At 52.1% G+C, this 23,656-nt stretch carries 18 protein-coding genes; 9 read left to right on the plus strand and 9 right to left on the minus strand.

The window, feature by feature from the left end; all coding sequences use genetic code 11:
• Positions 1 to 136: 136 nt before the first annotated feature.
• From CA13_RS07555 to CA13_RS07570, 5 genes are all read right to left on the minus strand, one after another.
• Positions 137 to 2,857, minus strand: a complete 2,721-nt coding sequence (locus tag CA13_RS07555; RefSeq protein WP_419194056.1) for a cation-translocating P-type ATPase — start codon at positions 2,855 to 2,857, stop codon at positions 137 to 139.
• Positions 2,854 to 4,116: a cation:proton antiporter gene (locus CA13_RS07560; protein ID WP_146395319.1), complete on the minus strand. Its 1,263-nt coding sequence runs from the start codon at positions 4,114 to 4,116 to the stop codon at positions 2,854 to 2,856. The genes CA13_RS07555 and CA13_RS07560 overlap by 4 nt, the downstream gene beginning before the upstream one ends.
• Positions 4,106 to 4,276, minus strand: coding sequence for a hypothetical protein (locus CA13_RS34825; RefSeq protein WP_419194057.1), 171 nt, complete (start codon positions 4,274 to 4,276; stop codon positions 4,106 to 4,108). The genes CA13_RS07560 and CA13_RS34825 overlap by 11 nt, the downstream gene beginning before the upstream one ends.
• 697 nt (positions 4,277 to 4,973) lie before the next feature.
• Entirely contained in the window at positions 4,974 to 6,131 is a 1,158-nt protein-coding gene (locus CA13_RS07565) for a hypothetical protein (RefSeq protein WP_146395320.1), read from the minus strand.
• Positions 6,132 to 6,134: 3 nt separating this feature from the next.
• Positions 6,135 to 6,644 (minus strand): RNA polymerase sigma factor, encoded by a 510-nt coding sequence (locus tag CA13_RS07570; RefSeq protein ID WP_146395321.1) that lies wholly within the window; start codon positions 6,642 to 6,644, stop codon positions 6,135 to 6,137.
• A gap of 401 nt (positions 6,645 to 7,045) precedes the next feature.
• Here CA13_RS07570 and CA13_RS07575 point away from each other — a divergent pair, with 401 nt between their 5' ends.
• From CA13_RS07575 to CA13_RS07600, 6 genes are all read left to right on the plus strand, one after another.
• Entirely contained in the window at positions 7,046 to 7,417 is a 372-nt protein-coding gene (locus CA13_RS07575) for a DUF7674 family protein (RefSeq protein ID WP_146395322.1), read from the plus strand.
• A gap of 149 nt (positions 7,418 to 7,566) precedes the next feature.
• Positions 7,567 to 7,773, plus strand: a complete 207-nt coding sequence (locus CA13_RS07580; RefSeq protein ID WP_146395323.1) for a DUF4177 domain-containing protein — start codon at positions 7,567 to 7,569, stop codon at positions 7,771 to 7,773.
• A 65-nt stretch (positions 7,774 to 7,838) separates the two neighbouring features.
• Positions 7,839 to 8,717, plus strand: coding sequence for an ankyrin repeat domain-containing protein (locus tag CA13_RS07585; protein WP_146395324.1), 879 nt, complete (start codon positions 7,839 to 7,841; stop codon positions 8,715 to 8,717).
• An 11-nt stretch (positions 8,718 to 8,728) separates the two neighbouring features.
• Complete coding sequence (locus CA13_RS07590) at positions 8,729 to 8,989, plus strand: hypothetical protein (RefSeq protein WP_146395325.1); 261 nt, start codon at positions 8,729 to 8,731, stop codon at positions 8,987 to 8,989.
• Positions 8,990 to 9,263: 274 nt separating this feature from the next.
• Positions 9,264 to 9,803 carry a hypothetical protein gene (locus CA13_RS07595; RefSeq protein WP_146395326.1) on the plus strand — a complete coding sequence of 180 codons (540 nt, stop codon included), beginning with the start codon at positions 9,264 to 9,266 and terminating at the stop codon, positions 9,801 to 9,803.
• Between the two features lie 159 nt (positions 9,804 to 9,962).
• The gene (locus CA13_RS07600) at positions 9,963 to 12,488 is read left to right on the plus strand and encodes a cation:proton antiporter (protein WP_146395327.1); all 2,526 of its coding nucleotides are present in this window, start codon (positions 9,963 to 9,965) and stop codon (positions 12,486 to 12,488) included.
• A gap of 675 nt (positions 12,489 to 13,163) precedes the next feature.
• On the opposite strand, the gene CA13_RS07605 is transcribed toward CA13_RS07600, so the two are convergent.
• Positions 13,164 to 13,898, minus strand: a complete 735-nt coding sequence (locus tag CA13_RS07605) for a hypothetical protein (RefSeq protein ID WP_146395328.1) — start codon at positions 13,896 to 13,898, stop codon at positions 13,164 to 13,166.
• 571 nt (positions 13,899 to 14,469) lie between these two features.
• Here CA13_RS07605 and CA13_RS07610 point away from each other — a divergent pair.
• Positions 14,470 to 16,896, plus strand: a complete 2,427-nt coding sequence (locus CA13_RS07610) for a hypothetical protein (protein WP_146395329.1) — start codon at positions 14,470 to 14,472, stop codon at positions 16,894 to 16,896.
• A gap of 157 nt (positions 16,897 to 17,053) precedes the next feature.
• On the opposite strand, the gene CA13_RS36110 is transcribed toward CA13_RS07610, so the two are convergent.
• Positions 17,054 to 17,845 carry a tRNA-binding protein gene (locus CA13_RS36110; protein WP_146395330.1) on the minus strand — a complete coding sequence of 264 codons (792 nt, stop codon included), beginning with the start codon at positions 17,843 to 17,845 and terminating at the stop codon, positions 17,054 to 17,056.
• A gap of 6 nt (positions 17,846 to 17,851) precedes the next feature.
• Positions 17,852 to 18,493, minus strand: a complete 642-nt coding sequence (locus CA13_RS07620; protein WP_146403508.1) for an HD domain-containing protein — start codon at positions 18,491 to 18,493, stop codon at positions 17,852 to 17,854.
• 686 nt (positions 18,494 to 19,179) lie between these two features.
• On the opposite strand from CA13_RS07620, the gene CA13_RS07625 reads away from it, so the two are divergent.
• Complete coding sequence (locus tag CA13_RS07625) at positions 19,180 to 19,983, plus strand: peptidoglycan-binding domain-containing protein (protein ID WP_146395331.1); 804 nt, start codon at positions 19,180 to 19,182, stop codon at positions 19,981 to 19,983.
• A 38-nt stretch (positions 19,984 to 20,021) separates the two neighbouring features.
• Here CA13_RS07625 and CA13_RS07630 read toward each other — a convergent pair whose 3' ends face one another.
• Positions 20,022 to 21,473, minus strand: a complete 1,452-nt coding sequence (locus CA13_RS07630) for a pectate lyase (protein ID WP_146395332.1) — start codon at positions 21,471 to 21,473, stop codon at positions 20,022 to 20,024.
• A 307-nt stretch (positions 21,474 to 21,780) separates the two neighbouring features.
• Between CA13_RS07630 and CA13_RS07635 the strand changes: the two genes are divergently transcribed.
• Entirely contained in the window at positions 21,781 to 23,655 is a 1,875-nt protein-coding gene (locus tag CA13_RS07635; protein WP_146395333.1) for a right-handed parallel beta-helix repeat-containing protein, read from the plus strand.
• Position 23,656 lies beyond the last annotated feature (1 nt).

Below are 23,656 nucleotides of genomic sequence, written 5' to 3' on the forward strand. Positions count from 1 at the left end.
GTGACGGAAAGATGCAATTACAGTGCCAAAACTGCATTCTCAAACGTCCCCACTAAAACGTCAGAGCAACGCGAAACCTGAGTGAGCACTTGACTTGACGTTCATCACTGGGTTACCGAAAAACGGAAATAATAACTCACTTTTGCGACACCTTTTCGACAGACGTTCGTTGGCGAAACCACTTGGCAAACTCGGTGACCACAAAGACGGGTGCCGCCATTGCCAGAATCATCCCCCAATCGGACAGACGTAGCGGTGTCGTATGCAGCGCAGTCTGCAAAAATGGAACGTAGACGGCACAGACTTGCAGCCCGACGGTGACACCGATTGCGATGATGACCCATGGATTGGTGAAGATGCCAACTGACAAGAGTGGTGAGTCGAGCGACCGGAAATTCAACACGTTTGCTTTCTCGATCAAAACGATTCCGGTGAACGCAACGGTTTCAGCCAGCATGACCGTTTCGGGATCATCATGCCCTAAGTAATGGTGGAACAGCCACAATGTTGCTAATCCAATGTAAGCACCTAAGCCCAAGATCACTCCGATGCCGGACCAGTTAAGCACCGGCTCAGTAGGTTTACGTGGAGGTCGCTGCATCACGGTTTTCTCAGCTGGTTCAAGGCCGAGCGCCACCGCTGTCATACCATCGGTGACCAAGTTCATCCACAGAATCTGAACGGGAAGCAAGATCAGCGGTCCACCGATGATGATATTGACAAAAATCGCAACGACTTCACCCGTGTTGGAGGAAAGCAGATATCGAACGAATTTCTGGATATTGTCGTACTGGCGTCTGCCCTCTTCGATCGCACCAACGATCGAGCTAAAATTATCATCCGTTAGAACAATATCGGCGGCACCCTTGGCAACATCCGTTCCTCGTAATCCCATCGCGATTCCGATGTCCGCCTTTTTCAGAGCTGGTGCATCGTTCACACCATCACCCGTCATGCCGACGATGTGACCATCGGATTGCAGTATTTCGACGATCCGCAACTTGTGTTCGGGCGTCGTTCGTGCAAACACGACGTCATTGTTAAGTGTTACGGACAGCGTGTCATCGTCCATCTCGTTCAACTCTTGCCCTGTGATCGCATTTGTCGAAGGCAATCCCACGCTATGAGCGATTGCCAGAGCCGTCGCGGGTGAGTCACCGGTAATCATGACAACTCGTATTCCCGCGGACTGCGCCAAACCAATTGCATCGGGCACTTCGGCGCGAGGTGGGTCCATCATGCCGACGATGCCTAACAGCGTCAGGTTCTCTTCGACTGTATCAGCCTCTAACGAACTGTTTCTCGGAAGTTCACGACGTGCGATCGCAAGCGTTCTCAATCCACCGTTTGCCATCTCGTTGTAGGCGGCTTCGGCTTCCTGGCGTCGCGTTTCGGTAAGCTCATGCACTCGGTCATCATCGAGGACTTGTGTGCATCGAGAGAGAATCACTTCAGGAGCACCCTTGATATGTGCCACCCATCCGTCTTTGTCGTGTTCGACAATGGTCATCCGTTTTCGCGATGAGTCGAACGAATGCTCCTGGACCGCGTGCGGATGTCGCTCCGGTTCGAGCCACGCTTTGTATGCTGCCACAACCAACGCACTTTCGGTCGGTTCGCCTCGCTCCTGCCACCCATTGCCGTCTCTATCCAGCCGGGCGTGATTGCAATGCAAGCTTGTTTCCAACAGTTTCAGCAAGTCGCTGCGTTGGTGGTAATCAATCTTTTCACCAGCAACCTCAAAGTGTCCCGCCGGATCATAGCCGACACCGGTGACATCGATCGATCCGCCGGAGAGCCAAATTGTCCGCACTGTCATCTGGTTCTGCGTCAGCGTACCTGTTTTGTCCGTACACACTACCGTGGCCGCCCCCAAACCTTCGGCTGCGCGCAACCGACGCAGCAATGCCTTGCGCCGGACCATTGCACGAATCCCCAACGCCATCGTCAATGTCACCACCGCCGGCAATCCTTCGGGGACCACGGCAACGGCAAGCGAAACGCCGGTAAGAAACATTTCAAGCAGTGGTTTGCCCATTGCCCAACCTGCGACCGACACCATGATGGCGATCACGACGGCAGCAAAACCAAGCTGTTTGCCGAGTACGGCCAGTTTACGTTGCAGGGGTGTTGTTTCTCGGCCGATCGACTCGGTAAGTGTGGCGATGCGGCCAAACTCGGTCTGCTCACCTGTCGCAACAACGATGCCAATGGCACGACCACTCGTTACTGCGGTTCCCATCCACACCATCGAATGTCGTTGGGCCAGCGGTGAGTTTTCGCCAACCGGGACAGAAGCTTTTGCAACGGAGACGGATTCGCCAGTCAATGCCGATTCATCCATCTTCAAATTCACACATTGTGCCAATCGCAGGTCAGCCGGAACATCGTCGCCCGTCTCCAATCGAACGAGGTCCCCAGGCACGAGCGTCACCGCATCGATCTCTTGTTCTGTTGAATCCCGAATGACCTTACAACGTGGACTTAGCATATCGCGGAGCGCTTCTAATGCTCGCTCGGCCTTCCACTCTTGGGCAAACCCAAGTGCCCCATTTAGGACGACGATGGCAAAGATAGTAATGGCGTCGGTCACCTCACCAACAGCAACCGAAATAATCGCTGCGACAACAAGAATCAAAATCAAAATGTCTGTAAATTGCCGGACAACCACTTCATACCAATGCGTTTCAGCTGTCGTTTGCAGGGTATTCGGACCATGCTGCTTTAAGCGAATCTCAACCTGCTCGCCCCGCAGGCCACGCGATAGGTTTGTCTGAAGTGACTCGGCAATTTCATCAACCTCGGCCGCGTAAACACAATGTCGCAACGTTTCGGTTTGCAATGGAGAATCGCTCATCGTTGACATGGTTCAGCTTTCTCCATCATTGGGCTGTCGGCCGGACGTTCGGGAATCAAGTAATCGCTCCATTTGTTGACCAAGACCGCAAAAAGGACTGGCACCGTGATGGCCGATAGCGACGCGGCGGCAACCAATGCAGTGAATAAAGACAGGTCGATTAGCTGTGCATCAAACAAAAGTCGAGCTACAACGATCTCTGTGGTCAGCCGTGCGTCGAGGCCAATACCGATCGTCAATGCCTCACGCATACCGAGTCGCCCCATGGGCACCATCAATAATGTGGCTCCGACCTTGCCCACCGAAGCTGCTAGAAACAGCAAAATCGCCAACGTGGGGTTACCGACCAAACCTCCCAAATCAATGCTCAAACCGATCCACAAGAAGAAGACGATTCCCACGAAGCCATAACCAATGCTCCGAAACACTCGCATCGCCTGTTCACCGTGTCTATCTTCTTTCAAGAGCGGTGCCATTACGATGCCTGCGCTAATCGCCCCCACGACCATTCCCAAATCCGTTGCCTCGCAAACGCCGCCGAAACCGATCAAGAGCACCATCGACAACAGCACCAATTGGCGAGTGTCGCGTCGAACGATCTGGCTCAGCCAGTGAATTCCCCAGTGGTACAGAAACCAACACACCATAGCGAACACCACCGCACTTACGGCAACCATCAGAACTTCGTGGCTCGCCGACGCTTCAGCATCCGTTGCCCCCACTCCAATCCATACCGATACGATGACGACTAGAATAACCTCAAAGAAATCATCAAGCGTTCCAACTCCCACAATAAACTGGCCGACTCTCGTCTTCAGGAGTCCAAAATCATCGAGGATCGGTACAATCACGGCTTCCGCAGTGGGAATGCGAGTCATCCCGACCACAAGTGCAACCGTCAACCCATAGCCAAGAGCCAGCATCGCACCGAGACCAAGTAGAAACGGCAGAGCAGCTCCCATCGCCGTGAGCAACAGGATATCACGACCATGCGATGACATTTCCGCGATGTCAATTTCAAGTCCGATGAAGAACAATAGAAACATCACGCCCAATTCAGCCATGAAGCTGAACGTCGGGTACAAATCTTCCGCAAGCAAACGCTGGCCGATCGGCGTGTACTGAGCCGCCATCGCAACAAACAACGCGCCCAAGATTGGCGGGATCCGAATTCGTTGAAGTATTGCCGACAACAGGTACGTGGCAAAGAACAGAATCGCGAGATCAAGCAGCATCGCGGACAGCGAGTTATGAGACATCTGGTAAACTCTTGACATTCATTCTGGCAAGAACTTTTTCGATATCGTCTGCTCTTTTCGCCCTGCCGCGAACCTCGCCGACACGCAAAAATACGTTGCGACCTTCGGTTCGCCAACGGTCGAAAAGAACGAATAGCGATTGCTCCGATTTCACATTCACCGCGATCCTCCTGCTGTTTATGATGCAAAGCCAACGCACAATCAACAAGTAAAGCATCAACAGTGCCAAAGCGAAACAATCACTTGCGATTCCTCGTAAAGGAATGATTCACACCTCATATCATTGCCTATTTCGATCGTAAGACGTCGGCATGTGCAATAGTGCACGCGATGTGCAATCATGCGCACTTTCCAGGACGTTCGTATCGAAAGTAGTGGAGACCTTCGGCGTTTGATCGTGCAGCCGAACCTCCCGGCGAGTTTCTCAACGAGCGAAAAAAAGTTGGTAACGACCGAGACACCACTTCACCAAATCATTCATGTTCCGGGATTGTTCGAGCCGCAATTTGCATTGTGGCCGTTGCAATCGACTTTGCGCACCCGTTGTGACCAAGTGACATGTTGGCGAGTGCCCATCAGGTGGCTATTTTCAGCAACCCGCAACGCGATGCCCACAGGCTCCAATGAAAAGCGAAACGCAGTGACTTAGGTCGTTCCCCGCAGAGCGGAAAAGCACGAAAGAAGCCGGCGTCTGGTCGAAAACCAAACGTCGACTTGTTCGCGAATCCGGCGGTCGGAGATGACCGTCCGATTCGAAAGAGTGGTCTGTCCGCTAGCGAAGAGCCCACTTCCCTGACTTTTTTTTACTGGGTTCTTCGCTCGGTCCATCGGCTCGCCGAGTGACTCGCTACTCGATGCTACTCCGCCACCGCCGTCTCTTGGACCTTCAAGTCACCATCGATCACGCGGCGCACCTTGGTCCCATTGAGTTGGTACCAGAAGATCGTATTCTCCGCGTCGCCAAGTTGGACTCCCTTGCCGGTGTAGCCCCACTCGGCTCGGTGGTCGAGGCTCTGTAGAAAGAGCATCCCACGAGCGAACTGAATGCCGAGTTGTGTTTTCTCATTCACTGAAATATCCAGTGGTGCGATCTTTGCCGCCAATCCAGCCATTTGCTTCATATAGACTTCCGTACTCAAAGTATCGGGAAACGCTCCATTACCGAATTGTTCCGCGAACACTTCTAGACTGGCAACAAAGTCTTTTTCGCTGAACTGAGTCATATCGAAGGTAGCTTCCTGCAGCGTGTACCCTGCGGGCACGTCCATACTGACCAGCGATTCATTTGTATCCACATCGAACCGAATGTTCTTCAGCACGGTACGTGACTCTCCATACTGCATCTCGATGCGCATCGCCAGCGACGTTTCGGGATCGGCCCAGATGGTCAGCTTCATATCCTTGCCACCCACTTCGAATCCGACCGCAGTTCGACCGTCAATTTCCCGTTCACCCAATGGGCGTGCGGTTCGGTTAGGATCCGCTTCGACTTCGGCCAACACGTTCCTGACGATTCCAAGATAGTTCTTTGTCCCTTTCTCAACTGGCCCCTTGATGTCAACCAAGGCGGCACTCTTGTCCGACGGTTCCAACGCGAGCATCTTCGCGGCGTCGAGATCAATAATCAGTACCGTGTTCATGTTCGAGAATGTGCGCCGGATTTTCGATCCTACGACCACATCATGGACGATTGGGCCGTCCTTCTCGTCGCCGACGACAAAATCAAGTTCAACGGTGCCAGCATTTAGCAGGGGTTTGACAACCTCTGCAAAGCTGACGGACTCATCGATCAGCACGCCGACGCCTACGAGTCCGATGACAACAGCGGCGACGGCAGCTACAAACCTAGTTACGCGACTCTTCATGACTCTCTCCCAGAGGCTAGTGGATAGTCCATTAACAATGAATTCCTGTTCGAATTCTGATGTGATATGCGTCGCAAGTTCATGCACGTCATCCGGCACGGGTTCGTTCCGAATTGCCTTCAGGATGCCTTCGATACGGTTGTCTTGCATCGGTTACTCCTGTTCGATGAACGATTCGAGTTTGGTTCGTAGTGTGGCAATTGCCTTGGAAACAAGTGATCGGGCACCTGCCTGACTACAACTCATCTGCTTAGCGATTGTTTCGTAGTCCTGTGCTTCGAGATATCTCAGCGCCACCGCTTGAGACTGCTTCGTTGGCAGTTCCGCGACCGCTTGCCGGATGGTGGTTGCAGTCTCATTTTGGTCAAGCATGTCTTCGGGGCACGCCTCGGCTTCGCCCCAACTTTGATCGCTGCACCCGTCTCGCCCCAGTCGGTTTCGCCAAGCTTTGCTGTTTGCCGACAGCGTGATCCGGTAGATGTACCCGCCAGCATGCTGATCATCGAGCTTTTCAATGTGCTCCCAGATACCCATCAGGGCATTCTGAAACGCCTCGGCAAACACCTCGCGGTCACCAGCGAGTTTCCAAAGCACGGAAGTCAACATTTCCGAATGCTCCGCTCGCAAGCGATTGAACCGCTCCACTCGCTTTGACCGCTTCATGTTGAATTTACCTCGCTACTCAATACCCAATAGGCAGGGCAATCAATTCGGATCTGGGGCATCGGGACGACCTTGCGTAAAGTCAGAGTATTTGCGGCAAAGAAACGACGTTGTTGTGTATATAAAGTAATAACTGCCGTCCAACCGAATTGTGTAAAACAATCTGAAAATAAACTTGGTGGTGAATACATCTAGAAAGGGAATTTGCGGAAATTCCAACCTCGATTCGATGAATATTCGTGGAGGAAGATCCATGGATCATTTTCAGCATGTGAAAAACGAATTTTCCATGGCGTACGGTAAGTCATAGTTTGACACCAGCGATTCGCAACAATAGTCTATGAAACGGTGCGGCAAACGGGTTGTCGTCCAAACACACGTTGGGCGTCAAAGCATCGGCTATGAGACCACGCGACCTCCTCCGCAAATTCGTTACACTGGCACCTGCGTTTGAAGCCCAGTGGGAGTCCGACAGTAACTACTGCCGCAATGAGGATGGTTCGTTCTCGCTACACGGGGTCTGCGATGAATTCAGCAGTTTCTTTAGGCACAATTACACGGCGCTCGCTGCGGCGGCAGTGACCGAACTATTCGACTTTGTCGAATGGAATCTCGTTGAACCCGCAGCAGACGAAACACCTGTCGACAACGCGCTGTGCACTTGTTTTCTCGAGAACATATCCTCGGAGCCCTGCGGAGAATTCGCACGTGAGCACATGGGCCGTAAATCACGGGCTTTCTTCGATCAATGGCACACTCGCCCGCCGTATTGACGCCCAACATGGTTTTTACGCTAGGCCTGCGGCACACCTTCGCTCTTTGGCCACGGGCGTTGGCTTTGGTACAATCTCTCGTAGTTCAATGTCGTTCTCTTCGTTTAGGGCGGTGTCGTAATAACCTTCCGTTGTCGGTGCGCAGATCAATGATTCGCTGGGAATACAAAACGGTCGAGCTCAACGTCAAGCAGGGCTGGGGTGGCTCTAAGGGGACGATGAACACGTCCGAGATTGACCAGCAGCTCAACAAATACGGTGCCGACGGTTGGGAGCTCGTAACCGCGTTTGACACGGAGCACACAGCCGGAACTAGCGCCGTCTTTTGCATGCTGAAACGACCCAAGCAAGACTAACGCGAGCGACCGACAACATGGTTTTTACGCTAGGCCTTCGGCACACCTTCCATTAGGTGCCACAGATGAATGGTTGGTCACGCGTTCTTGTCCTGATGGCTGCCGTTTCGATTGGCTCTACTTGCAACGCACAAGAGACCGCCAAACCGAAACGCACGAAGGAACAATCCCTCGTCATTGCAGCGTTCAATTTGGACGCTGACCGTGTCAAAACTCTTCTTGCGGACGGTGCCAAACTTGATATGCCTTTGGGGTTTTACGATGGCGAACTGTTTCAAGACAAATGGACGCTCGGCTACTCTCACATGGGGTCTAGCAAGTGGACGCCACTAATGGCGGTCGCTAACAGCCATCGTGCCCCTCAACCGAAACAAAAGGCCGAGAATACAATCGCAGGTCTCGATGCAGCTCGCGCCAAGCTGAACGCAATCGACCCCAATATCATCACCGCCCGTGACAAACTTCGTATTCAGATCGCGAAGATGTTGGTTGACGCAAAGGTCGATCTTGATGTTGACGATGGGCGTGGCGCTACAGCCCTTGCGTCGTCGATTTACAACGGATTTGACGACCTGTCTCTACTCCTAATTGCTTCCGGTGCCAAGATCGACACGAAGACTGGCATCTACATTGATGGTGATGGCGACATTACTCCGATGCATCGCGCAACAAAAAGCCCTGCCGTGTTGGAGGCTCTTATCAAACGCGGCGGCAACGTTAACGTTACCGACACCTCCGGGGATACGCCACTTCATTGGGCTGCACGTTCGGATCATGTCCGCAGTGTCGAACTACTAATCAATGCCGGCGCAAAAACTGATGCCAAGGACAATGATGGGCGCACGCCCGCTTATTGGTGCAAGACGTACGATGGAATTGACTTTCCCGGTGATTCCACGAAAAAGAAGATTGCCAAATTGCTTCAAGACGCCTCCAAAAAATAGTGACACCTAACATGGTTTTTACGCTGAGGCTTGCGGCACACCTTCGCACTTTGGCAACGGGCTGTGGCATTGGTACAATTTCTCGTAGTTCAGGCATCGCTCGCTTCGTTCAGGGCGGTGTCGTAAAAACCTACCGTTATGCGACCAAGGCCTTGAAATACAAGCTTCTTTACATTACCGCGGAAGAAATCAGCATCCCTGCGGCTAAGAAACGAAGGGAGCGTCAGCGAATTCGCGACAAATTCGTTGAGACTCGAGCAAATGTGGATTGAGAACCAATGGAATCGGTTTGGCCAACGGCCATATTCAAACCAAACGACTCGGACGGAATATGGCCGTTGGCCAAAGAGCAAAAAAAGAACAACGAACGCGTTGGGGTTTCAGAGTTGGAAATACCGCAGTTTGTAAAACTGAATTGCCCTGCGGTAGGGCCTTCGTTGTTTGTTCAAGGCTCACACTGCTGGTAAACTGATCTCTTATTCAAATCGTTTCCATTTTGCGGGGGCGGTGTCGTAAAAACCTTCCGTTGGACTACGCAACCGAAAAATGACTAAGCGTCAAACACTCCAATTTCGGCTTCCAACGCTGCTCATTGTCACTGGCATCATTGCGGTTGTTCTTGCTGGTTTCGTTTTGTACGGGCGTATGATGGACGGTTTCTTTCACGACATATTCGTTGGAGAAACCGGTCGTGTGACCTCACAAGACGAGTGGCCAAATCCTCTGAAACGACTGCTGGATGAGACGTCGCTCGTGAAGGATGCGGACCACATTCAAGTGCACTGCCTATGCCAAGGCTTCGACCCCGAATATGTCTGGCGAATGAATGGTGACGCCGAAGCTTTTTCAAAACTCGCAGCTCGTTGGCAGCTCACCGAAGTTGCAAATCCCAATTGGCACGTTTTGAATGGCCATAGCCGTAACTCCGGTCATCCGACGCCGCCATGGTGGAACCCCCGAAAAAGCAATACCGCGTCGTATCATGTATGCCCACGATCGCTTGCTGGCCAAAAAGGAGATCGGTTTCAGGTTGCATTCGACGACGCAAACGAGACAATCTTCGTCCACTACTGGTTCAATTTCTAAGCGTCGCCCAACGATTCCAGAGTCGGTCGATTTTCGTACGATTCGAGTTCCGTAAATACACAGCCACCGCCGCTGGTTTTGATACAATACGGAATGCGTAACGGTTATGTAGAAAGTGTAGCGATGGCCGAGTGTCGTATTTCGCTGCGGTGAAAAAACATGACGCACACGAATCTACCGCCTTTTCTCGTACTCGCCTCTTCCGAGGCCGGTGCCGTCGGTGGGCATGGTGTGACCGAACAGGTCGGTGTGATCTTCGGTCTGCTACTGCTGGCCGCAGCGGTACGATCGGTCTGCAATCGATGGAAACTGCCATTCACCGTCATCCTTGTACTGGTCGGACTGGCGCTGGCATTAGTTAGTAAGCATATGCCCATCTTGAGGGTGCTGACGGAATACAGCATCTCCCCAGAAGTAATCTTATTCGTCTTTCTACCGACTCTGGTCTTCGAGTCGGCGTACACCTTGGAGCTTCGACAACTTCAAAAGAACATCCTGCCCGTGTTGACGTTGGCCATTCCGGGCTTGCTGCTGTCAACGTTGATCATCGGCGGCATTGTCGCTCTCCTGACTGACATCCCCATAGCTGCGGCGCTACTATTAGGATCGATCCTCAGTGCTACCGATCCTGTCGCAGTCATCGCATTGTTCAAAAAGCTAGGCGCACCCAAACGGCTAACCGTCCTGGTCGAAGGTGAAAGTCTCTTTAACGACGCGACCTCGATCGTCGTCGCAGGTGTTTTACTGACGGTCGCCACAACGGGATTCAACGGCGAAACTGCGCTTCGCGGTTTGGGGGGATTCTTCGTCGTGTTCTTCGGCGGGATTTTTGTCGGTCTGTTGCTGGGGTGGGTGTTTGGCCAACTGCTTCAACGTGTACGCGTCAACGCTGACATCGAAATCTCTCTAACCATGATTTTGGCGTATGGTTCATTTCTGATTGCCGAACATTATCTGCACGTCAGTGGAGTGATGGCAACACTCGTCGCAGGACTGATGATGGGCGACTGGGGCCGCACCAAAATTTCGCCGGAGGTCGGCGGATTCATGCACCATTTCTGGGAGTACATGGCGTTTGTATGCAATGCGTTGATTTTTCTACTGGTCGGCTTGAGCGTGAATTTGGGCGACCTGTACAACGCGTTTGGCTCGCTGGTCGTCGTACTCGTCGCGATGCAGATTTCCCGAGCAATTGTGATTTTCGGTCTTGTACCGATCACCGGCAAGTTCTCTCAAACCGTCAACAAGTCGTACCAGATCGTGATGCACTGGGGTGGATTGCGTGGCGCAATCGCGTTGGCAATCGTGCTATATATTCCCGATAGTTTCCCATACAAGACGCAGTTCACCGCGATCGTCATGGGCGCCGTGCTTTTCACGTTGATTGTGCAGGCGACAACCATCAGCAGGCTGGTGCGAAAGTTGGGGCTCGACCAACCATCAACCGCCGACAAACTGGCGCGAATCGAAGGACAAATCAGTGCAACATGTAATGCTCAGCAGCGCGTCCCCGAATTGCAGGCCGGCGGCTTGTTCTCACCGGTCATCGCCAAGCGGCTCCAAGAACGCCTCACCAACGAACTTGATGAACTGACCGCCGAACTGGAAAACCTGCGTGAAAATGAATTGGGCGATGACGAAGAACGTGCAGTAGTTTACCTGCACTGCTTCGGATTGGAACGCAAGCTGTACTTCGATATGTTCAGTAAGCAGCATTTGTCCGAACGAGTTTATCGAGATCTGAACTTCTCGCTCGAGTTGTGTACCGAATCGATGCGCTATCATGGCGAATTGCCCGAGGCGACGATTTATGATCACAACCGGCAAGCCATTCGTCAAAAGATGACACAACTGCTGGATCGGTTCCCACTGACGCGTGCCTGGGCGAGCCGGATCGACGTCGAACGCACCGGTGGCGAGTACGGACGAGCGTGGGGACGCTATCAGGGATGCGAACGGGTACTCTTCCATTTGGACAAGCTCGCGAAGCAGGACAACCGCTCGGTCGTGGAAGAGGTGCGCAGCCGCTATGAAACGTGGAAGTTGTCGGCGCAATCGCGGATTGATGCCGTGGCGGAACAGTTCCCTGAGTTTGTTCAGGCAATGCAAGAGCAGCTCGGAGAGCGGCTCGTATACCAGGCACAGCGTGAGGTGATTCAAAGCGAAAACATGGCCGGATCGATCCCCGACGGTATCGCGGATGAAATCATCGACGGTCTAAGGCAACGGATCGGCAAACTGAACGCCAAGACGCTCAACGCCCAATTGCACGTCGATCCCAGCGAACTATTGCGGAAAGTGCCGTTCTTTAAAGATACGCCACCCGAGGAGTTTGACCACGTCGCCGGCAAACTGCGCGAGCATACAGTGCCGTCCGGTCAAGACATTATCTGCGAGGGACAAGCCGGTGATTCTCTGTTCCTGATCGCACGCGGCGTCGTACGTGTCGGCAAAGACATTAACGGGACATGGACGGAGTTGAACACGCTGGTGGCGGGTCAGTTCTTCGGCGAATTGGCATTGCTATTGGGTGAACCGCGTTCGGCGACCTGTCGCGCCGTAACGCCCTGTGCCTTGTATGAACTCCGGCGTCCCGACTTAGATACTGTGCGTAGTGCATGCCCAGCGATTCAACAATCACTTGAAGAAGTGGCTCGAGAACGACTCGGTCTAAATGGGACATAGCCATCCAAATGGGACCTAGCATGATGCGTTGAGTTAGGCCGTCAGCGATGGCTAGTAGCGTTTAGAACGAATACGCGAGAGATGCGTTCGCAGTTGTGTCAAAATTTGCGGCTGATGCAGGTAGCACGTTGCGTGTCGTTGTCGCGGAACATTTCCGATTGTGTTTCTGCTTGACTATCTTCGGCAATGTTTCAAAGTTGTTGTAGCAAGCGACGATTTGAGCCGAAAGCTAAGTGCCAAAGCCAAGAGCCCACACAGCCAAGAGCGAGCCGAAAGGTGAACCGGGGGCTGAAGCCAAGAGCCAGACGCCGGTGGCCGACGCCAATCAATTAGCTTGCTAGTCCGCGTGATGATGCGCACATCACGCCTTCTATTTTCTTTTCCCCCATCGCTACTGGATCCGTTGCGATGGGTGTCGCGGCATCCGCCAATGACCAATGCCTGTTGACCTATAAACGTTCAGCCACGAACTGGTGGCTACACTCAAACAATGCCTTTATGCAAAACTTCGAAAGATTGATTCGCGAGTGATATTCCATCATGCAGCGAGCCAGCCCAGAGAGTTTGGCTATCAACTGCGCCGACAAGTGGCCTGCGCCATCTCGTCAGCGTTCACGAGTTTCCTCAAGCAGTTCGTGACAGGGTTCGCGATTAACCGCCAATCAAGTTCGAGTGCTAATCAAGTGCGCTCGATCCAACAATGACGACTCCCGGACTGTCAGCATTCTCGATCGCAATATCGCCTGAGTTAAGGAAGCCACAGTTGGAGTAGAAGATGTTGTCTGGGTCGCTATCATCTACCAAGGCGACTGCCATACCGTCGCCTATACATCCATCGGCTTCACAATCGACATAGATTGCGACTAGGCAACCCGTTCCGATCACTTCGCCCTCACCAGCTCCACCACCATGTCCTTTGTCGTGCCCTTTTCCCTTTCCCTTGCCATGGCTGGTGTGCCCCTTACCCTTGGTATGCCCCAAAGCCTTTCCGGGGTGGCAAGCGTGTAATTGATAACGCCCAAGGACACCTGCGACTTGCTCTGTCTCGGCGTCGAAGTTCCTTGGATCAATACCGAAGCATTCAGCCAACGAGTTATTCAGAAAAAACTGAACCGCATCATTGTTTGATAACTCGACTTCGCAAGCGCTGAATTCTTCATTAGAGAAGCTTGCAGTTACGTTGATTCCAGCGGCACAGTCAACAAACGTGGCAGTTCCACTCACTTCTTGTATATTGGATTCTTCCCCATTCTGGACAAAGACGACATCCACTGCAAATTCCAGGTCTTGATTGCTCCCCTCGACGGCCGAGGGGATGGTGCCGACACCGACAACAGTACAGCCAGTCGATGCGATGGCGAAGGTGCCCGCGACGAGAAAGCATAATCTTGATAACGTCTTCATTTTCATTTGATAAAACCTGTAGTACTAAACTGTGAAACAAAAACAATAGAAACTTCTTCCTCATCGTCAGTATGTCGGATGCAAACATGGGCCTAAAAGAAGCCCAACATCCAAAACCTATCCAACTGAATTTTGACTTCAGGCTCACTTTTTGTTGGTCCTGCACCAAGCACATTTGAGCTGGCACCAAGCAATCCGAATTCAAGAAACGCAAAAGGCAACGTCCTTTCGATGATGAAGTGGGCTCGATCATATTTACGAACGATCCAAATTGCCACCGTCTGGGGCAAGGAACGACGTTCAACTTGACAAATAAGTACACACATCAAGAAAAATCTCGGCAATCACCAAGCGACGCGTGCCGGTCTCCTCAGAATACGAACCAAGCTGACATTGAATTTCGCAGGCAACGAACACTGAGCGAGACTAAAAAACAGTGAGCGAGACTGAAAAACACTGAGCTAGAATAATAACCGTGTGTTATCAATTATTTAGGGCACACCCCATCAGCAGGATGAGTGACCGATATTAAAGCCCATTCGAGTCAGCAGGGCGTCTACGAAGCGGACTGATGAAAGTGAAAAGCAAACCACGACAGAGCCATCGTCCGAAGATTTCCGAAGCGTGCATGTTTGCTTGTCGCTCATCCCTGATTATCACAGCAATGGTCGTGCTGCTTGGCACCAATGCCATCCTCGCAGAAGCCCCGCCTTTTTCAGATTACTGCCAACGTTTGCAGCAGGAAATCCAAGAAAAGAAACATGGATTCCTCGCCGGAAACGTCACCTACTATGTCGGCGGGTTTCATGCTAGTTGGGAGCCGCAGGAACATGAAACGCTTGGCCTGACTCATCCGTTTCATCACGATCTTCGCAGTCGTGGTGTCGGACGAATGCGTAGCCGCGGTAAAGATCATGACAACACCGGGTTCGGCAACGACTTCGCGGGCTGGGAGTTCTACAAGGACACGCGAGTTCTCTATGGTAGCGTTGTGATTAACCACAAGACACATCGTCATCCGGTGCCAACAAAGATGTATTGGCGGCCAGACCGAATGATCTGCCAATACGAAATGGACGGTGTCCAATTGCGTGAAGAAAAGTTCATTGCTGCGAATGGCGCTGCCTGTTCGATAATCACTTCGTCCCACCCCGTAACGTTGCAATTGGAGGGCCAGAGTTTCTTTGGACGGCACAGTTTGACGAGTGCTGCAAGCATCGAATATGACGCGAACCACAATGCCATCCATATTATTGAAGGCGGCACGACGCGGTGCCTGCCTGACACGGATCGCTCCGAACGAGTCGGTCCAATCATGTATCAGGGCATGAACACCGTTTTGGCTGCGTCCCAAAACTTCGCCACTCGCCACCGGTTCACAAAGGGCGAACATGGCGAGATGCAATATGAGTTCAACGTGCCCTGTGACTCCGGCGGTGTGGTGCTCGTCTGGGCGATGCACGACAACTACCAACAAGCACTCGATGACGCGACCGCTGTACTTCGCGAACCGCGTGAAATGATGATCGCGAAGACTCGCGAGATGAATCGTCAACTCAACGAACAGATCCCTTGGTTTCGCTGCTCGGATCCAAAGTTTGAGGACATTTATTATTACCTTTGGTCGCTCTATCTGATGTACTATATCGAAGTTCAGAAGGGATGGGAAATTCTTCCTCACACCCAAACGGCTGTCAACAACTTCCTCGGAATGCACCGCTACGATGCGACGTTTCAGATCAAAGTGGGAGCCTGGACCGGCGACAAGTCACATTACGCTTACGGAAATGTGTTGACGTGGAAGCAACTCTTTGTCAACGGTCACTATCGAAAGTCACCAGACGGTTCGATTGCCCTAGCGGACAACAAGGGAACGACGTGGCATTCCGGTGTGTATGGCAATGAACTTTCGGAGCATGTCCTTGGAGCGTGGCAAATCTATCAGCACACGGGCGATGTCGAATTCCTACAAGAGTGTTACGACGGCTACTTTCGAGAAGTCTTCCGCGAGCGAATTGTCCCGTTCTACTCCAATCACTTTGAGGTGGCCGAAGCCCTGATCGCAATGGCCAAACTGACCGGCCATGTTGAGGATATTGAACACTGGAAACGCCTTGTGCCGCTCGATCCAAACCCTATCCAAACATGGTTCGATCAGCGTTGGCAGGCAAACGGACACGAACATTTTTTCGGCGGACCAAACGATGGAATGATGATGACGACGGGCTTCTGGCATATGCACTCGAAGCATTTCCCTCGTGACTACGCTGCGAAGATGGTTGCGTCATGGGCGCTTGATAGGGACAAAGGTTTCTACGGCGACTTCTTTCCACTCGCTATGTCGGGTGCGTCCATGAAACGCTTCGCAACGGATGTTGATCATTCCTTTGGCTACACACCTGACACCGCCTACTTTTCGCTGCGCGGAATGTTCCGCAAGCGTCTTGGCGCCCCGGCTTGGCAACTAACCCTGAATCATCTGGAAAACTACAACTTCCGTGCGGATTGGAACATCCCTGTCGCTCCGGAAGCCTACACGCGCAGCGGTAAACTGTTCGGCGACCAGTACTCGAACTTCAACGCGGGCAAGTTACTACTCTACGTCGAAGGTCTCGCGGGACTGGAATATTCAATCCCCGACAACCGGCTCGTCGTGCATGATACGATGCCCACAACCTGGAAGTGGATGGAAGTCCGCCTCCCAATCAAAATGCAAAGCAAATTGCCGGGCAAAAACGAAACGCTTTGGCCAATGATTCGGTATGAGCGATCACAAAACGGCAACGAAACAACAAAGTCGATCCGCGTCACTGACTGTCCGCTGCGAATCACCATTGAGCCGTGGTCGGAAGAAAAACGCGTGATCCATTCCGATACGCAACCCTCCTCCGATCGGAAACCAACCACATCAGGTCATCCACACTACACTCGATATATTTTCGATGCCCCGCAATCAACCGCTTTCGTTAAGCTCCATCTTGACTCCAATTCCGCCAACAAGTGAGACAATGATTCGACATCGAATCGTGTCTGTCTTCTTCAGCAACAACCCGTGCGAATCGATTTGATGATGTCAAAATGCACAAACAAGATTTTTGGCAGACATCTTCGGAACATCTAGTTCAAGCGATTCATACATCCCTCATTCGTCGTCGTTTGAATCATGCCAACTTGGCTCCGTTGGGGATCGACTTGTCCGGGACGGCCAAGATGACGGATCCATCGGCCCGATAGAATCCCGCGATCAAGAACTCGGAAACGAAGGGACCAATCTGCTTTGGTGGAAAGCTAACAACGCCGATGATTTGTCGACCCACCAGTTCGTCTTTGGTGTAGTTTTTCGTGATCTGAGCACTCGATCGCTTTGTGCCCAATTCCGGACCAAAATCGACGGTGACTTTGTAGGCCGGTTTGCGAGCTTCGGCAAAATCATCAACCGCAGTGATCGTCCCCGCTCGCATATCAACATTCTCGAACTCCTGCCAAGTGGTGGTGCCCGTTCGCATTCCTAACTCCACCATCAACAAAGCGATTACTTCTTCGACACGGCGTTCGCGCGTCTTCGGAATTTTGGCCGACGACACTCGAAGGCACTGAGCGCGTCGCTTTGCGGCGGTCCACTTCTCCCAAACCGCCATCGCCTCATCGTTCGCTTCAAGTGCAAACTGCAATTCGGTGGGCACCACCACGGAGTCTGGATCCGCGATGGCGAAGCCGATCCTGGCGGTATCACCAGCCGAAACACCACAGAGTTTCTGTAGCTTCTTCGACACTAAAAAGCACCACTTCCCCTTGTTGGACATCAATCCACATTCGATGCGAATACCGTTAATTTCACCATCAATCCTCAATCGCTTCGACTGATGGAAGTCCACCTGTGATGCGATGTCCTTCGGGAGATAGACAAGGTTGACATCAACCTTGCCGTCAAAGTTGTAGGGATAGTCACTCATGGCGTTTTACTCTTCTCCGCATTCTCGGAGGAATTGATCCAAGAACGCTCGCATGAACTGCTCTCGTTCGGCTGCAATGTGTTTTGCCGGTTCCGTATTCAACAAATCACGCAACTTGAAAAGCTTTTCATGGAAGTGCCCGATCCCTGTTTTTCCTGTGCCAGCTTTGCTTGAGTCCGTGCTCCCATCGTTGGCTTCCGATACATAGAACGGCTGGCCGCGGGTCGCACCAAATTCGATTGTCCGCACAATTCCGATCGCTCCCAACGCATCAAGCCGATCCGCGTCCTGAACGATCTTGCCTTCAAGCGACAACTCCTTCGCCGCAGATCCTTTTCGGAACGAAAGATTGTCAACGATATGCGAGACATGCTCGATGATGTCATTTCCAACATCCAAGTCACGCAAAATCTCGCGAGCAAACTCGGCACTGCGTTCGACACCATCATGAAACTTCGCATCACCGACGTCGTGTAGCCAAGCGGCCAATTCGACAACGAAGCGATCCCCGCCGACTTGTGCCTGAATTTCACGAGCCGTTTTCAACACTCGCAAAACATGGTCCACGCCATGACCGGCCTGTTGACCCGACATTCTTTCGGATACTTGTTCGGCAACCTGGTCGATAATTGCATTCGGTTCCTCCATTGAGATCATTCGGTTTCCTCAGCTCAGATTTGCAAAAAATCCATGTGTATCGATGGCATCCAATTTCGCTGAACCATCCGAAAAGAATTGACACTGGCCTACTCAATAACGTTAAACACCCCGCCTTGATGCAGGTTAAATTCACCTTGTTCCGTCACTGGCTTCGTTCTGGGGAACATTCTCTTTCGCCACCTTTAACTCGACAAGTACTAGCCCGTCGAAAAATCGCCGCCGACAACGTTGATCGCGTATTGCATAACTTCGCACAAACGATTGTTTCCCCATTTCATTCTTTCTGTATCACGCAATTTCAGATAGGAGTGACCACTGTGACCGACAAGCACCGTCTTGTTCCCTCGTCCAAGTGAAATGTGCGTGGACTGTGCGGTCTGGTCCCAGTTTGCCTACTCCCGATGCGATTGGCATCAACGTGGAAGGCGTTTTTTCGTCGGCATGCAATTTGCGATCATTCTGCAGTAGTTGAAAATTTTGGAAACGATAAAAATCGAAAATCGTTTTCAACTAACGAGTGGGTGTATACGGCTTATCGGCATAGCAAATATTCAACGGGGCACTTTACGGGCCGAGTTCAACCTGTTTTCTTGACGTCGCGACTTGCCTAATTCAAGACGAATCAAACGAGCGCGGGATCGGTTCGTTTCTTCAATCATGCAGGCGGGTGAATCATGACTACGACATTGACTCGGGTAGTTCGTTTCGGAACCAGGGGGGAAGATGCACTTGAAATTCAGCAACTGTTGAACCAGGGCCCCTCTGCGATGCCGCCACTCGTCACCGACGGCATTTTCGGTACCAAGTCGGCCTCAAGGACACGCGAATTCCAACAAACAAGCCATCTTGTCGTCGACGGAATTGTTGGGCCTAACACATGGGCTGAGCTACTCGCAAAGTTGGGGGACATTCTGGGTATCCCTCCTGTAAAGACTCCGAACAAAGATGCGATTCGCAAACTTGTCATTTGGGAAGCAAGTAGGCTTATCGGAAAAGTGGACTTCACCCAAATGATCGACGGCCGGCCAAAAGGAATTGATCTGATTCAAACGATGTTCAAGGATGCTGCAAATGTCTCGCTCACCGATGCCAACTTTCGAAATCCAACCACGAAAGCCTGGAGCTCTCAACCGTACGTTTCTGGCAAGAAAAAAAGTTGGTGCGGCATTTTTTGCATCTACTGCCTCCGACAGGCAGGCCTAAAGTCGATCCGATGGGACATCACAATCGGTGCCCCACGAGGGCCTATCGCACTGAACACTTGGAGCACTCAGTTCGTGCAAAATATAAAGCTTGCAGATGTTGGAACGGTGGCCACGCAACAGCACCATTTCCTGATCGAAAAAGTTGACCCCAACAATGCATATACGCCAAGTCTTCACACGATCGACGGGAATCTCATCGCGGGCCGGATACAGCGTCGAATCGGCTACCACAAAGTTGGCAAGGACAATTTCAACTACTACAGTCTCAAGTAGAGTCCACCAAAGAGAATTCATTGATGGACCGCCAACGATCATTTTTTTGATACTTCCAGGTAGTCGGAAAGAATTGTGATGTTACGGCTAAACACTTCGCTCGATAGAAACTTGGCATCGGGTGGAAATTTCGGTTGGCCAACCAGTGGCTGCCCAACATAGGTGCTGAGCCACCGACCTTGTTCATCCAATTCTTGCACGATGCGACTTACTTTCGATTGCAGTTCGCCTTTCGTTTTGGATCGGGCTTGCTGACCGGTCTTCACAGCGTGCAATCTCCTCTCAAGCTCGGTGACTTTCGAATCCCACTTCCACCGGTAATGAGATGGTAGATTCGAATCGTCGTAAGTGAGCGCGTAGGTCGACTTATCTTGCCGGACCATGTAAAGGGGCCTGTTTGTCGTCAGTTCGTAATAACGAGCCAATCGGCCATCTGGTAACAGGGATCGCTTGAGGTACGCCAAGGCGCGTGGAATCGGTTCGAGGTACTTGCGATCGCCCGTCGCGATCGAAATCTTCATCAACGTTTCGATGACCTCCTGAGACTCGTCGCCTGCGATTGCAGGAGGCTCGAACTTGCGAGCCCAAATCGGATGCATGTCGTAGTTGTATTGCTGGGCCCACGCGGGTTGTGGTTCAGGCATTTGCGCAAGAACCAAAAAATCCCCTAGGCGCTTCAAGGCAGTAATGTATCTGTCATCTTGATAGACTCGATGAGCAGTGATTAACGCCCCCGCGACGTGTCCGCAAACGTTGTCATTGAGCGTGTACATATCCCAGTAGTTCTTAATGCGACCGTCCGTCCTCCATTCATATTTGGGAAAACTCGCTTTCAACACGGGCTGTTTTGCCACGGGCTCTTTCCAGACTTGAGGAAACCCGCCGCCGGGAAACTGTGCTGACAACAAAGTGTCGAGGGCAGTGGTGGCGCTCTCATGAATCTCGTCATTCTTAAACTCTAAAGCTTCATCGACTAGAACGAGCAATTGGATGGCGGCTTGCGTTTGACCATCGTCGAGCGACGAAATGCCGTCCTTTCGTCTGGTTCCTCCTTCGTACTGGAAACCAAGTTTTCGCCCTTTGAGGTCGATTGAATTTGACCACCCTCCTGACCTGCGTTGCCCGTAGACCAACGCTTCCGCAGCGTCCTGAGCTGCGTCGAGACAATCACTGTCGCCAATCGCTTCGTACGCTTTTAGATACGCCATCCCGACGGTCGGCGTCGCTGGCGGTTGCACCCAAATCTGGTCCGCGGTGGCCATCCCTTCGCCCCACCGCTGCGACATATCGGTGCTGTAGTAGTAAACGTATCCGCCATGTGATGCGACTTGACCACGATAGAAAACCACGGCCTTGCGAATCGCCGAAGTAACAACGCTTTCCGAAATGGCCGTGTCTGAATTGGGTCCTAAATCGTAACTAACCCCGATACTGGCACATAGCAATAGAGAGGCCGCACAAGTGGCAGCGACATACGAAGTTTGACGCATTGGACGGTGGTCTCCATTGCCAAGTTGAAACGGATGGGTAATTGAATCACGCCCACTGTAACACGTCGGCCGGCGATCAGGAACGATTCGAACATACCACAAATTACCCCGAGTCCCCCGATAGTCTATCGATTGAAGCACCGCAAATGTAGCCACACGCCTGATCGCAATGGCTCACGTGTCATTTTTAGAATCGCAGTGAACTGGTTACACACGCTGCGCTGCTGCAATTCAGATCGACGTAAGCTATTATGTTTGTCCTGCCCCCCCTCCACCCGCAACCTCCCGCCGACCAGAGTTCTCTCTCGTGAAACACCCATTGTCGATGACGTTCCTGCATCTCGTCCTACTGACATTACTGCCACTCACTGCGATAGCCAACAATACGCCGTATCGGACGTTCTATGTCGATTCGAAAAGTGGCGACGATCGTCACGATGGACGGAGTATCGGCAACGCTTGGCAAAGTTTGGACCGAGTCAACTCTGCCGAACTCAGACCGGGTGATACCGTCCGTCTAAAGCGAGACGGCCAATGGCGAGGTTCTCTCGTCCCCACTAGCGGAGACGCAAACGCACCAATCACCTACACTTCCTATGGTGAAGGTCAAAAACCACTCCTACTTGGTTCAAAATCGCGGGGCCGTGTCGATGATTGGGTCGGAATGGGTGACGGCGTCTGGGCGACGTTACCGATGGAATACCGCCAAGTCCAACAACGGGGGAACATGAGCCAAAGCATCTGGCAACACCATCAAGAATCCGGTGCGGATGTGAGGTTAACTCAATCGCAATCCGACGAAGGTACGGTGCTGCAGATTCACTGCACCAATAGCGGCCAGAAATCGAATCACGTGCAATTGTGGGGGCCGGAAATCCCAATCGAAAAGGGCACCTTTCTACAACTGAACCTTCGCGTCCGTTGTAGCATTCCCTTTCACTTGTCGAAGCTGGATATTTTGCACCCAAATTCGCCATGGACGCGATACGCGTCGGCCAATGTGGATCGAGATATCACAACGCAGTGGCAAGACACTGCAGCGGTGTTCTATGTGGATCAGTCATCAACCAGCGGACGTCTACACCTTAGTCTTGGCGGCAGTCTTCCAACAGGAGCCACGTTCGAATTAATGCTTGGTGAGTTGCATGCCGTCACACCGACCGTCGAAGACCCACTGGATGCCGATGTCGGCAATATTATTTTCGATCACGGCGATGGTTGTGGCTGGAAAAAGTGGTCCGTGGATTCACTTGAGAAACCGTATGACTACTATTACGACGGTGCCTCCCAACGAATCTTCTTGAAATCAGAAACGAATCCAGCGACGCTTCACAAAAGTATCGAATGTGCAATCAAGCGGCATGTCATTGACCAAAGCAACACGCACCATGTCGTGTACGATGGGCTAGCCGTGATGTATGGTGCGGCACACGGTTTCGGTGGTGGCAACACGGAACATATCGTTATTCGCAATGTTGATTTGGGCTACATTGGCGGTGGTCATCAACACACTCGGCCCAACGGCCAACCAGTGCGATACGGTAACGCGATCGAGTTTTGGGGATCCGCCAGTAATCATTTGGTCGAAAACTGCAGGATTTGGGAAGTCTATGACGCGGCCCTGACCAATCAAAACAACACAACGCCTGCTCGCCAAGAGAACATCGTCTATCGCAACAACCTGATTTGGAACTGTGAGTACTCGTTCGAGTACTGGAATCACCCTGAGACATCGGTGACTAGGAACATTCATTTCCTCAACAACACCTGTATCAACGCGGGGTTCGTATGGTCGCATGCCCAACGACCGGATCCAAACGGTAGTCACTTGATGTTCTACAGCAACACCGCTGCAACGTCGGGTGTCGAAGTAAAGCACAACATCTTTTTCCAAGCTTCCGATTGGGGCAGTCGATACACGGGCGGATGGAAGACGCTACCAGAGATGAACCATAACTTGTGGTACAGCGATTCCGGCATCATGGCTTGGATGTTTCAAGAAAAGCTTGCGAGCTTTGAAGATTATCAAAAGGCTACGGGCCTCGATAGCGACTCCATTTTTGCGGATCCAAAATTCGTCGCTCCTGAACAAGGCGACTATTGCTTATCGCCCGACAGTCCCGCACGCAAACTTCGCGCTGGCGTAATGAAACCCGGGCCGATGTCTCAAATGACTCAATAGT

Source organism: Novipirellula herctigrandis (assembly GCA_007859835.1).
Lineage (GTDB): Bacteria > Planctomycetota > Planctomycetia > Pirellulales > Pirellulaceae > Novipirellula_A > Novipirellula_A herctigrandis.